Source organism: Levilactobacillus fuyuanensis (assembly GCF_003946395.1).
Lineage (GTDB): Bacteria > Bacillota > Bacilli > Lactobacillales > Lactobacillaceae > Levilactobacillus > Levilactobacillus fuyuanensis.
In genome coordinates, this window is record NZ_RHNZ01000003.1 from 68,029 (window position 1) to 80,330 (window position 12,302).

11 protein-coding genes are annotated in these 12,302 nt (G+C 49.3%); 4 read left to right on the forward strand and 7 right to left on the reverse strand.

Going from position 1 to position 12,302, the window contains the following annotated elements:
- Nucleotides 1–78: 78 nt before the first annotated feature.
- Complete coding sequence (locus tag EKM73_RS01435; RefSeq protein WP_125700210.1) at nt 79–606, forward strand: GNAT family N-acetyltransferase; 528 nt, start codon at nt 79–81, stop codon at nt 604–606.
- 114 nt (nt 607–720) lie between these two features.
- Here EKM73_RS01435 and EKM73_RS01440 read toward each other — a convergent pair whose 3' ends face one another.
- Nucleotides 721–1,740, reverse strand: coding sequence for an NAD(P)-dependent oxidoreductase (locus EKM73_RS01440; protein ID WP_225421242.1), 1,020 nt, complete (start codon nt 1,738–1,740; stop codon nt 721–723).
- Nucleotides 1,741–1,884: 144 nt separating this feature from the next.
- Between EKM73_RS01440 and EKM73_RS01445 the strand changes: the two genes are divergently transcribed.
- The 3 genes from EKM73_RS01445 to EKM73_RS01455 all read left to right on the forward strand — a co-directional run bounded on the left by EKM73_RS01445 (nt 1,885) and on the right by EKM73_RS01455 (nt 5,445).
- On the forward strand, nt 1,885–2,412 hold the full coding sequence (locus EKM73_RS01445) for a GNAT family N-acetyltransferase (RefSeq protein ID WP_125700211.1): 528 nt from the start codon (nt 1,885–1,887) through the stop codon (nt 2,410–2,412).
- Between the two features lie 158 nt (nt 2,413–2,570).
- The gene (locus EKM73_RS01450; RefSeq protein ID WP_125700212.1) at nt 2,571–3,230 is read left to right on the forward strand and encodes an EAL domain-containing protein; all 660 of its coding nucleotides are present in this window, start codon (nt 2,571–2,573) and stop codon (nt 3,228–3,230) included.
- A 571-nt stretch (nt 3,231–3,801) separates the two neighbouring features.
- On the forward strand, nt 3,802–5,445 hold the full coding sequence (locus EKM73_RS01455) for a peptide ABC transporter substrate-binding protein (protein ID WP_125700213.1): 1,644 nt from the start codon (nt 3,802–3,804) through the stop codon (nt 5,443–5,445).
- Nucleotides 5,446–5,606: 161 nt separating this feature from the next.
- On the opposite strand, the gene EKM73_RS01460 is transcribed toward EKM73_RS01455, so the two are convergent.
- The 6 genes from EKM73_RS01460 to EKM73_RS01485 form a co-directional block, all read right to left on the reverse strand.
- Entirely contained in the window at nt 5,607–6,110 is a 504-nt protein-coding gene (locus EKM73_RS01460; protein ID WP_125700214.1) for a hypothetical protein, read from the reverse strand.
- An 18-nt stretch (nt 6,111–6,128) separates the two neighbouring features.
- Nucleotides 6,129–6,629 carry a hypothetical protein gene (locus EKM73_RS01465; RefSeq protein ID WP_125700215.1) on the reverse strand — a complete coding sequence of 167 codons (501 nt, stop codon included), beginning with the start codon at nt 6,627–6,629 and terminating at the stop codon, nt 6,129–6,131.
- A 264-nt stretch (nt 6,630–6,893) separates the two neighbouring features.
- Entirely contained in the window at nt 6,894–8,063 is a 1,170-nt protein-coding gene (locus EKM73_RS01470) for an ROK family protein (protein WP_125700216.1), read from the reverse strand.
- Nucleotides 8,064–8,252: 189 nt separating this feature from the next.
- Entirely contained in the window at nt 8,253–9,806 is a 1,554-nt protein-coding gene (locus EKM73_RS01475; RefSeq protein WP_125700217.1) for a glycoside hydrolase family 43 protein, read from the reverse strand.
- A gap of 14 nt (nt 9,807–9,820) precedes the next feature.
- Nucleotides 9,821–11,239, reverse strand: a complete 1,419-nt coding sequence (locus EKM73_RS01480; protein ID WP_125700218.1) for an MFS transporter — start codon at nt 11,237–11,239, stop codon at nt 9,821–9,823.
- 520 nt (nt 11,240–11,759) lie between these two features.
- Nucleotides 11,760–12,302, reverse strand: coding sequence for a phosphoribosyltransferase family protein (locus EKM73_RS01485; RefSeq protein WP_125700219.1), 543 nt, complete (start codon nt 12,300–12,302; stop codon nt 11,760–11,762).

Consider the following 12,302-nt stretch of genomic DNA (forward strand, 5'->3'; position numbering starts at 1 on the left):
CGTTTTTTGTTTACACTACACTGTCAATATTTAAGTGGTATCCTAGAACTTAGGAATTTTTACTGAGGAGGCATCACAATGAGTTTAATTTTCATCAAACGGGCCAAACTACGTGACTTACCAGCCATCATGGCAATTATCGATCACGCTAAGGCCCAATTAAAGGCCGCTGGGAGTCCGCAATGGCAGGATGGCTATCCGGATGCTGCGGCACTGAAGAAGGACGTAGACGGCCAACAATGCTGGTTACTGGTGGTTGATGGTCAGGTGGCTGGGACGGCAACTATGATTATTGGCGACGAGCCCAGTTACGTCGACATCGAAGACGGTCAGTGGCAGAATAACCAAGACCCTTACGCAACTATCCACCGAATCGCCATTGGCGCTGGCTTTGGCGGACAGCACCTGAGCCACTACTTTTTCTCCAATCTGATCAGCGAGGCCTACCACGAAGGCGTCCGCAATTTCCGCATGGATACTCACGCGCAGAATCAGCAAATGCAGGCGATTGCCAGAAGCTTTGGCTATAAGCATCGTGGTACCATCTACGTGACGGAACAGACCAGCGATGCCTCTCGGTTGGCGTTTGAATTGAACTTAGACTAAACGTTGATTATTAACCATATACAAAGAAATCGCAGGACATTGTCAGCCAACCAGCTAACCATATTCTGCGATTTTTCATATTCATTTTTAAATTAATGATTTACTGAAAAAACCTCAATCCGCCTTCGAAATCGGCACCCGAATGGCATTGCTGGTCGTTCCGGTCGTGAAGAAGTCGTGAAAATTGTCATAGCTAATACGAATCATATCGACGAGGGCTGGTTCCGTGTACGACCCGACGTGCGGCGTGACTAGCACTTGGGGGTACGCCGCCAGTAACTGGCGGGCCTCTGGATTGGGCACCTCATCCAGACTGGCAAATTGCTTGCCCAACAGTGCCACCTCATCACGAAAGACATCGGTGCCGTAGCCGCTGAGTTGACCGCTGTCTAAGGCACTCAGAATAGCCGGCACATCTGCCAACTCGCCTCGTGCAGTATTGACGAGAACGGCGCCAGACTTCATTTGTGCGAGAAATTCTGCATCAAGCAGATTGTCATTTTCACCGGGGAAGTATGGCACATGAACTGAAACAATATCGCTTTGCGCGAGTAATTCCGGAAGCGATACCACCGTCACGGCTGCCTGCACTGCCGCAGACGGCCGCGGATCATACGCCAATACTTGGGCGCCCAGTCCCTGATATAACTTCGCCTCGGCTAGGCCAATCCGCCCAGCGCCGAGAATCCCGACTGTGGCGGTGTGAATCTCTCGGCTAAAGAGATTGTCACTGATTGTAAAGTTGGCTTGGCGGGTCTGTTCCGCGGCCAGATTAACGTGGCGAAACTGCGTCATTCCTAGCGTCAATGCTAATTCAGCGACAGCCGCTGGCGAATAGCCGGGTACCCGGGCCAGCGTGATGCCGAGGTCGGCTGCGGCCTGCAAATCCAGGTGATTATAGCCAACCGAACGGGTGAAGACTGCTCGAATCCCCCAGTCGGCGAACTGTTGGAGGTTCTGTCGATCAACCACGCAATTGCCTCGAACCAGGACAGCGTCAGCCCCCTTGGCAGCGGCCACATTGTCGTGAGTCAAGAGTTCCCGGACGTAGTTACAGGTAAACTGGTACTGATTCAGGCGGTCAAAGTACGGCTCTTCCAGGGCACGGACGCCGTAAGCAGTAATTTTCACCAATTCGAACACACTCCTTCTCCCTAAACTCTAGCAAAATTCAGCGGGAAAGTCGCCCGAACTGATGAAAAAATTAAATATTTCGTTCGACCACAGAAAGTGGTATTCTTGTCTTTAAATTTAAAGTGAACAATTGGAGGACGACTGATGAGTTTAGTTTATTTACGACACGCCACCAAGACGGACGTGCCAGCCATTATGGCAATTATTGACGATGCAAAAGCGCTGTTGAAAGCAGATGGCAGTCCGCAGTGGCAAGATGGCTATCCCGATGAGACGGCCATTCGCGAAGACATTATGGCGCAACGCAGTTGGGTCTTGATGGTCGATGACCGAATCGCCGGAACCGCGGCACAAGTGGTGGGCGACGATCCAAATTACCACGAAATCAGTGGCGACGGCTGGCAAAATAACACGGACCCTTACGCCACGATTCATCGGATCGCGCTAAGCAAGGACTTCGCTGGCCAACACCTTAGCCACACCTTTTTCTCCAATTTAATCAGCCAAGCCTATCAGAACGGCGTCCGCAATTTTCGAATCGATACGCACCGCATGAACCAACGGATGCAGGCCATCGTAACCAGCTTGGGTTACCAGTTTCGTGGTATCGTCCACGTGGCTGAACCCGGGGATAATGCCCGCCGAGCATATGAATTGAATTTGCCACGGTAAAGCGGTAACATAATCAGTTAGCGGACGACACCCGAAAAGTGGGGTCAAAATTCGCTAAAGTCCTGCATCATTATGGCTGTAAATTAATTAAGTGATGATGTATAATAGGCTCTATTGTTTGAGTCCACGTTTCAACAGAAAGGGGATTTTCTTTTAAAATGTATCGATTCTTCGTCCAACCGCAGATCAACGCGGTTACGCAAAAATTAGCGGGTTATGAATTGTTATTACGCTCATATTGCCATGACTACTGGGTAACGCCAACTGATTTCACTGCGCTACCAATGGACCAGCAGGTTTCACTGTCCTATCAAGAGATCACGAACATTTTAAAGGATCATCAAGATAACCCCGAAATTTCACTCAACTTAAACCGCGAACAATTCACGGATCGGCGGACCATTGGCCACCTGATTCACCTGAAGAAGTCCGTTCAAAATTTAAATTTAATCGTCGAGCTGACGGAAGCCCCTTCGTTGGAGGAACTTCACCGCTATGTCGCTATCTACCAGGCTTACGATATCAAGCTGAGCCTAGATGATGTTGGCACGGACAACCCGTGGTGTGAAGCCATTCAGGATGTCTTACCTTTTATGGACAGCATTAAATTTGCGATGCAGAACTACCGGTTCCAACATCGGCAAAAAGAGATGATGACCAGCCTCAACTTCTGGCGTAATGTTGCCGATACATATCATCTCAAGTTCACCCTCGAAGGTATTGAGGACAAGGGCGACGTCGACTTGGCCAAGCGTTACAATGTTGGCATGACTCAGGGGTATTACTACAGTAAACCGGTGCCTTATGCGGCTGGGTAAAGCGTTTTAAAATTACATGACTAAAACAAGAGTCACCGTTCAACCTACCCCCTGGTAGATTGAATGGTGATTCTTTTTTAGCTACTATCATTCAGTTTAAAGAGACCGTCTCATTCGCTTTTCTAAAGTGTGAGAACAATGATAAATATTTTTATATTTTAGTTTTTTTTGACGAGTTCTTTCTATAAATGGCCGTCAATCCTTGCTACAAAGCCTTTTAATTTTCTAAAGTCTTCCTGTTGACATCTCCCCAACCAACGACTATTATTAGAGCCAAGTTAGAAATACATGAACGCATCACCAGGAAGAGTAGTTGTTCCCGCTAAGTCTAGAGACCACCGGTAGCTGAAAAGGTGGCTTACAACGGAACCGCGAAGATGAGCCTGGTAGCTAACAATTGGTGAAAGCTGATTGTTCGATTTGAAGCCCGTTACCGCTTCCGACTTTTGGCAACAGAAGTTACGGAGATGGTGGGTGTGAGCCCCCCATGAAACAAGGTGGTACCGCGAGTGAAATCGTCCTTATGTAAATTACATAAGGACGATTTTATTTTTTTAGGAGATGTTTTGGGATGAAGAAAAAAGGAACGATTTTAACCATTGCCGCACTGAGCCTCTTAACGTTAGCAGGTTGTGGGAGTCAAACCAGCAGTAGTAACAGCAGTCACAAGTACGCCGCCAAACAGGAATTGAACTGGACCGAATCTTCAGAGTTAGCCAGTTCCGATCTCGCACAGGCCACAGATACGCTGAGCTTTACCGTCCTGCAGAACACACAGGAAGGTCTCTACCGCCTCAACAGCAAGGGCACACCAGCCAACGCCCTCGCCACCAGCACCAAGGTCACCAACGGCGGCAAGACTTACACCTTCAATCTTCGTAAAGATGCCAAGTGGTCCAACGGCGATCCCGTAACGGCCAAAGACTTCGTTTACTCCTGGCAACGGACGCTGAATCCGAAGACGGCTTCACAAGACGCCTTCTACCTCTACCAAGTCAAGAACGCCGAGGCCGTCAACAAGGGTAAGAAGTCTCTGAGCGCCCTGGGCATCAAGGCCGATGGCAAATACAAGCTGACCGTGCAACTCACCAAACCCGTTTCCTATTTCAAGAAACTCCTCGCTTGGCCCCTCTTCTACCCGGTTAACCAAAACGCCGTCAACAAATACGGTAAGAAGTATGGGACTAGTTCCGCCACGACAGTCTACAACGGACCCTTCCGTCTGACCAAGTGGAACGGGACTGGCAAGACCTGGACGCTGGCCAAGAACAAGACCTACTGGGATAAGAAGGCTGTTCACCTGACCAAGATCAACGAGCAGGTCACCGAATCCACCACGACCAGCTACAACCTCTACAACGCCAAGAAGACCGACGAGACGCTGCTGAGTGGCCAACAAATCAAGAACAACAAGAACAGCAAGGACTTCGTTAAGCGCCTCCCAACCGGTTCCGAACGACTCGATCTGAACCAAAAGAAGGTCGCCGCCTTCAAGAACGCCAACGTCCGCAAAGCCTTCTCCTTAGCCATCGACCGTAGCCAACTGGTCAACGATGTCTTGCAAGACGGCTCAGTTGCCTCTAAGGGCTTTGTTCCTGGTGGCATGGGCAACAACCCTAAGACGGGCGAGGCCTTCAACAAGGAAGCCTACGTCAAGTCCGGCGTTTCCTACGACCTCAAACAAGCCAAGAGCTTACTGGCCAAGGGCCTGAAGCAGACCGGTGATAAGCAACTCAACGTCACCCTCTCCGTTTCCGATACCGACACCAACAAGCAGACCGCAGAATTCCTGCAAAGCTCCTTGGAGAAGTTGCCAAACGTTAAGGTGACCATCAAGACGGTACCTTACGTGCAACTGATTACCCAGCAAAACAACGGTAACTACGAGTTAACGTTAGCCGGCTGGCAATCCGTCTTCGCCGACCCAATCAACTTCCTGGATGTCTTCGAAGCCGACTCCAGCTACAACACGACCGGCTGGAAGAACACACAGTTTGACAAGCTCCTCGACGAAGCTGAAAACCAAGACGGCAACAAACCAACCACTCGGTGGAACAAGCTGGTCAAGGCCGAAAAGATCTTAATCAACGACCAAGGCACGATTCCACTGTACCAGGCTGCAAAGTCACAACTGTTACGGAGCAACGTCAAGAGCATCGTTTACAACGGCGCCGGGGTCCCTTACGACTTCAAGACGACTTACATTGCCAAGTAACTAGCGACTGCCAAACGACTTAAGCTGTTTCATTAAAAACATTATATATAGAAGAAACCAGGTTCCAACCAGCGTTTGAAGTGCGCGCGGTTGGAACCTGGTTTTCGTTTACGATTTATTTAAACTTCTGGGAATGACCGTACCTAAAGGGCCGACCCTCACTATTCATCCGTTGGAATGTAGTCCTGAAAATCCCAACCCCAGGCATGCGCCCGGACCGGTTGGCGGAAGGCATAGACGGCATCCGCCTCGCCCCAGACGTTCAGCGCCTGCGTCCGTTTACCATTGACCTTGACCGTCGTCAATTGCAACGCATTCAAGTCGTCCATGAAGGCTTCGGAATTCAATTCGTAGTAAGCCCGATGATGCTTATCGGTCCGCTGTTTGTAGGTCACAAGGGACTTCTCACCCCACTGCCAGTCGAGCTGGCTGAGGTTGGACTTGGTCGTCTGTAAGTAATTATAATCCATCCGATTGCTGGTGAACCGTAGTTTGACGGCGTAATAGGTTCTCACGTGACCGTCCTTTTCCGAGCAAACGTAGCCGTACCAGTTGCCCCGATAACTCTCCGGAAGCTTACTCTTGGCCTGAACCGTCACGCTACCGGCGAGAATCGCCACGACCAATCCCGCCAGTCCCAGCATTAATTGTTGTGTCCTTTTCATAGCCAACTATCTCCCCGTCTAATCGTAAAGCTCCAATGAATCCTCATAACCGATGCCCCACGGATGACTACGCAAGGGTTGGCGGAAGAGGTAGAGATTCTCGTAACCTTCATTTAAAATCAACACCTGCTTGCTGGCGCCCGTTCCGGTGACCGTTCCCAGTCGAATCTTAGCGACCGCATCGTCTTCCTCGACGGGCAAATAAATCTTGTAGATCTGGCGATTCTTCTTGTCTTTCTTAGCCTTGTATGTGGCCAATGAAGACGCGCCCCAGGTCCACTTGAGATTCTTGAAGCGGGCATTCGTCGTTGACAGATAATCAAACGAAATTCGCTTTGACTTGACCGTAATTTTACTGAAATCGTAATGGCGCACGTGATGGCTCTTTTCCGAACTTATGTAGCCGTACCACGTCCCCTGATACTGGCTTGGCAGTGCATCCGCTTGGGCTGGCACCGTCAGTAGTGCCCCACCCAACAAGATACCCGCTAAACCAAAGACAAATTCTTTCCCTCGCATCGGCATCCCTTGCTTTCCGAAATAATTGTTACCGCAACTAACTATCTTAAATATAGGTCAACCCGGTAAATTAAACAAGCTATTTTTAATATGATTAGTTTGACCATTTGCTATTCTGACACGATTTATACCATTTAATTTGTCCAGCTTGTCTAAAGTGTCTCTCAGAACAAAAATGGATGTCAACCGTAACTACAGCTAACACCCACATCTTTTTTTAGTTCTATGGTAAAGGCTGACCAACCGTCCAATTTACCAACAATTTTAATTATCCGTATAGTCCCAGAAGTGCAGCTTCATCCCGGTCAGCCCCAGCACAGTATGGCTGGTCAGCGCCGCCCCGCCCAACAGGGTCGCCAACTGGATATTCGGAATCAGCTTCACCGGAATATCGTAGCCCGACAACCGCTTAAAGTAGTTACGGACCTGGGGAATGGCACTGGGCATCTGATGAAGGAGTGGTGAGTTCAGGTAGAAAACATCGGGATCGAGCATCCCCACCACATTGTTCAGAATGCCGGCAATGCCATTGGCAAATTGCGAGAGCACCGTGATCACCTCGGCGTTGTGGTCGGCATATAGTTTAGAAATTTCATCTAACGACATATCCGCTTTACCCAGCAAATCGCTGATCTGATGAATAACGGCGTACTCGGAGTAGACATCCTGGTACGTCACCTGGCTTCGGCTGTTATTGATGGAGAACGCCGGCATGACAATGTTGTGTCCGAGATTACCAACTCGGCCCTGTGACCCCCGGTAAAGTTTGTTTTCCAAAATAAAACCGGCCGCAATTCCCTGGTGAATGCTCAGCGTCACTGTGTTCTCCAGTCCCAGCTCTTCCACAAAGTCACGGGAGTAGATAGCAGAAAGGTTCGCCTCATTTTCCAACAAGATTGGCACGCCGTATTTCGCGAAATAAGCTTTGAGGTCCAAGTCGCCGAGATCCAGAAAGGACTCCTGAACCTGCGTGCCATTGGTAATGCCGTGGATGGCAAAACAGATGCCCACCAAGCCGCGAGTCGTGCCGAGAATCGCCGTGAACTGACCGATCAGCTGGTCCAACGTTGTCGCGAGATCCGTGATGCCCGCAGTCGTGACCTGCTGGAACTGTAGCGTCTCACCATCTAGGTAACAGGCTAGTGCCCGAATCACCTGGGAATCTAGCTCAACCGTCAACGTATACCCATAGTGCCGATTAATCTCAATCAACGTAGGCTTTCGGCCACCATTTGAGGACGCCGACCCGGAACCGATCTCGGAGACGACCCCTCGATCCTGCATCTCACTACACAGTAGCGACACGGTGGCCTTGTTCAGCCCCAGATCACGGGCAATCGCCGACCGCGACGTTGCACGGTGATTAAAAATATACGCAACAATTCTTTGATAGTTATAATCATGTGAATTACTTCGACTCGCTGATTCCGCCACAACGTCCACTCCCGACTGATTTTTTCACAAATTCACGTGTGTACCAAAAGTTTAACACACTCTGCTAGTAGCACTAAACGATTCTTTCTTTTCATTTGACAGTGCGCCGCCCCGTCCCAGTGACGACTATTGCCAGCGGCGAAAAATGATCTAACCTCTGTGCGAGATTAGACCATTTTCTCCCCGCGCTTACCGCGTCACATCGTACGTGAAGTCAGTAAACGTTGCCTGGGTACTGTTACGTTTGTACATATCAATAACGTCTAAGCCAATGAAGTTCCCGGTATACCCACCGGACAGGAAACTGACATCCATCGCCCCCAGTGAGGTCTGCTTGACCCCATCGTTGACGATAAATTCGGCTTGCGATTCGTTGATCTGAATGCTGAAGTTATACGTGCCGTCACCACTGACCGGAATCTTGGTGATCTGTTCAAACTCCCCGGCAATTGAGCGGTGGAGAATGACACATGGCTTGTCATTTTCATCCAGCGTGACCATTAATAGCACGTAGTTGTCCAGATCAAGGTACAGCGTCATCCCGGCCATCTGCAGGTAGCTTTCAGGCTTGTACTGCATCTGAACGGCGGCTCGGCAGTAAAAGTCCACTTGCCGCGTAGCAATCAGGTGTTGGTCAAACGCCGACTGGGGCGACTGGCCACCAGCAAGTGTTAACCCGGACTTACTTGGCTGTAGCCACGTCTTGTTCGGGAACTGCCGCAACGTGTTCCAGTACTCCGTGTTCAGGTGGTCGCCAGTCAGGCTATCGCTAAAACTGTGACTCTGAATCGGCGTACTGTCCACGCCAGCGGGTGCTGGGGCTTCTAGGCTAGGATGATTGCCACCGCTTGCTAACCGCAGCCAACCATCATCGGTCCAAACGACCTTTTGAATAGCGGTTTCACGGCCCAAAACGGGGTCATCACCCTTGAGTGGCCGGGTGCACAAGTGCGCCATGTACCACTCATGATTGGGTGTTTCGGTGATGCTGGCATGACCGGCACACTGCAATGGCAGGATGGGGTCGTTGGCCGACGTCAACATTGGGTTCTGTGGATCGACCTCGTAAGGCCCCCAAACGTTGCGACTCCGAGCCACCGTTTCTTGGTGACCGGCTTCCGTCCCACCTTCGGCACATAATAGGTAGTAATAGCCGTCGTGCTTGTAAATCTGTGGGGCTTCTGTCTTTCGAGCAGCCGTTCCCTTGAAGATCACGCGTGGCTTACCTTGAAGTTCCAAGGTATCGGCATCGATCTTTTGGGCCACGATACCCGCAGACTTATTGTGCGTCGACAGCCGGTAATCCCAAATTTCATTCAGGAAGTAAGCTTGCCCATCGTCATCGAAGAAGATCGAAGGGTCGAAGCCTGAACTGTTGATGTAAACGGGTTCGCTCCACGGGCCATGGATGTCATCGGCCGTGACAATGTAGTTGTCAGCGTCCTTGTATGGCACCTTAGTCGCGTTAACGTTGGTGTAAACAATGTAGTATTTGCCATTGTGGTAACTGGCGAATGGCCCCCAGATGGAGCAGCCAGTCGGATTCCCTTGCAGATTGATGTTATTGTCTGGTTGGAGCACCGACGTTTCGTAGGTCCAGTTGACCAAGTTATCCGAGGAGTAGACCCGAATACCGGGCAACCACTCGAAGGTCGAGACTACAATGTAGTATTTATCTTTGACTCGAAAGAGTACGGGATCGGGATTGAACCCGGTCAGGACAGGATTTTGAATATTTCTCATATGGCAACTAGCTCCTATTTTTCTTCGTTGGCAGCGGCTTCTTCAGCTAATTCCTTAGCGTTCCGTTCCTTCAATTCAGCAGAAATCCGCTTGTAGGTTTCCTTATCCAAATTGTAGAACTTCATGGAGAAGATAGCGATGAAGTAAATGATAATAGGCACAATTGTCGTGGCGATAACGATCCCGTGTAAGGCACCAGCAGTTTGATGCTGCGTCGTTGCCACGTAACCGGTAGCGGAAAGAACCAGGCCAGGAATCATCCCACCTAAGGCGTTCCCACATTTGAACACGAAGCCGATGATGGCGTAGATGACACCACCCATCCGTTTGTTCGTCTTGTATTCACCATATTCAACAGTTTCTGGAATCAAGGCCCACATGTAAGCGGAAATCATCCCGTTACCAACTGAGGCGATTCCACGAGAAATAAAGATCCAGACGATCCATTCTGGCTTAGCGAAGAACAGACCAATCATCCCAATGATGTCGGCAGCCACGGAGACGATGATCAATTGGAACTTGGTCATATGGTTGGCTAACCAAGGAATGGCTGGAATGAAGGCTAAGGCTGGTAAGGTCCCAGCTAAGGAGTACCACTTAACCAAGTCGGCACGGCCAACATAGTAAGTGACGTAGTAGATCCCAGTTGAACTAACGATGGACTTAACCCCGTAAATAACAAAGAAGAAGATACACAAGATGACCAAGGGACGGTTATGTAATAATTGTTCGAAGACATCTTTAACTTTGATCTTCGTATGTGAAGCTGGTACCTTAACCCGTTCGTTAGTGGAGAAGAAACAACCCCAGAGTAACAGGCCACCCATGACACCCATGATGACCATGGTCAGTTGCCAGCCTTTGGCAGCGCCCATACTCTTCGTAAAGAGATCGGCTAAGAATGGCACGAAGAACGCCACGATAACTTGACCAACGTTGGCCAAGAAGGTCCGGTACGTCGTTAAACTAACAGATTCTTGTTGGTCGTTGGTCATGGCGGACGTTAAGCTCCCATAAGGAACGTTGACGAACGTGTAGCAAACGGACAACAGAATGTAAGTGACGTAGGCGTAAGCTAATTTACCCACACCACCGAAACTTGGTACCGTGAAACAGAGAACAGCTAAGATGGCAAATGGAATCGCGCCATATAGCAGGAATGGCCGGTACTTCCCCCAGCGGGTATTCGACTTATCAACGAAGAATCCAATGATAGGATCACTGAATGCATCGATAAACCGAACCACTAAGAACAGTAATGAAGCGGCACCAGCCGACAATCCAAAGACATCGGTGTAAAAGAAGAGTAAGTAACTCGACAAACTTGCGTAAATTAAATTACAGGCAAAATCACCAAGCCCAAACCCAACCTTTTCACCCACACCAATCTGACCAATGGGCCTAATGGTGCGTTTTGGTTGTGCATTTTCCATGAATGAGGCATCTCCTTCGACTATAAATTTAAAATATTAAACTAACCACCTCGAAGTATATCAGGAAGCGATTTCAATTCAAGAGGCCGAAGGAGTTGGACATGCTGGTTTCAGATGGAATATTTAATTATGAAAGCACTTTCCAAAAGACATTACTACTTATTTTACGAATTTGTATGTTTTGTGAAAAATATTTTATGAAAGTTTTAAAAGTCATGATTTTAAATGTTATTTTAAGAAAATAAACTAATCGGGGGATATGAACGATTTGCTAACTGATATTGGTGATAATCCCTATTGTAACGGGGGTTATCGCGATAATACTTTGCCCTTAGTAAATGAAAACAACTAACTTATCGGGTGAATACCGCTCCTAAATAACTGCCGACGTACCGGCAATTCTACAACATCTTCCAACAAGTTCGCTTACATTAACGACAATGACCGGTGCCCATTCAACTTTCTCGGCACCGGTCATTGTCGTTTATCAGGTTTGTTTAATTTTTAGATCAAGGCGTATTTACCGCGGAAACAAAGGCAGTTCCGCCAAAAATTCAATGTCCGGTCGGTCAACCGCGTCACCTTCGGCCAGGATAGCCAGCTGCCCCACGACTGTCGCGCCAGCCTTCTCGATCAAGGCTTGGGCCGCCGCGAGTGAGCCGCCACTACTGATGACGTCATCGACAATGACAACCTTCTTAGCGACCAGTTTGTCCGCATCGGTTCCGTCTAGGACCAATTGCTGTGGCGCACTGGTTGTGATGGCCTTTACCGGCACCGTCAGCGGCGCTACCATGTAGTCCTTCACGTTCTTCCGCAAGACCACGAACTGGGGGTGATTCGTGACGCGACTCAATTCTTGCGCCAGTGGAATTCCCTTACTCTCTAAGGTGACGAAATAATCGAAATCTGCCGGCACGCGCTTCGCTAAGGCCTGAGCCGCATAATCCGTCAGTTCAGCATCGCCCAGCAATACGAAGGACGCAATCGATGTCGTGTCACTGATTGGCATGATCGGCAGGCGCCGGGTTAACGGCCCAATCTTAATCTCAAAAGTTTTCAA

Bases quoted from the DNA above. Each gene is read 5' to 3' on its own strand.
- EKM73_RS01435 (WP_125700210.1), top strand. From the start codon at position 79: ATGAGTTTAATTTTCATCAAACGGGCCAAACTACGTGACTTACCAGCC.
- EKM73_RS01445 (WP_125700211.1), top strand. From the start codon at position 1,885: ATGAGTTTAGTTTATTTACGACACGCCACCAAGACGGACGTGCCAGCC.
- EKM73_RS01450 (WP_125700212.1), top strand. From the start codon at position 2,571: ATGTATCGATTCTTCGTCCAACCGCAGATCAACGCGGTTACGCAAAAA.
- EKM73_RS01455 (WP_125700213.1), top strand. From the start codon at position 3,802: ATGAAGAAAAAAGGAACGATTTTAACCATTGCCGCACTGAGCCTCTTA.
- EKM73_RS01460 (WP_125700214.1), bottom strand. From the start codon at position 6,110: ATGAAAAGGACACAACAATTAATGCTGGGACTGGCGGGATTGGTCGTG.
- EKM73_RS01465 (WP_125700215.1), bottom strand. From the start codon at position 6,629: ATGCGAGGGAAAGAATTTGTCTTTGGTTTAGCGGGTATCTTGTTGGGT.
- EKM73_RS01475 (WP_125700217.1), bottom strand. From the start codon at position 9,806: ATGAGAAATATTCAAAATCCTGTCCTGACCGGGTTCAATCCCGATCCC.
- EKM73_RS01480 (WP_125700218.1), bottom strand. From the start codon at position 11,239: ATGGAAAATGCACAACCAAAACGCACCATTAGGCCCATTGGTCAGATT.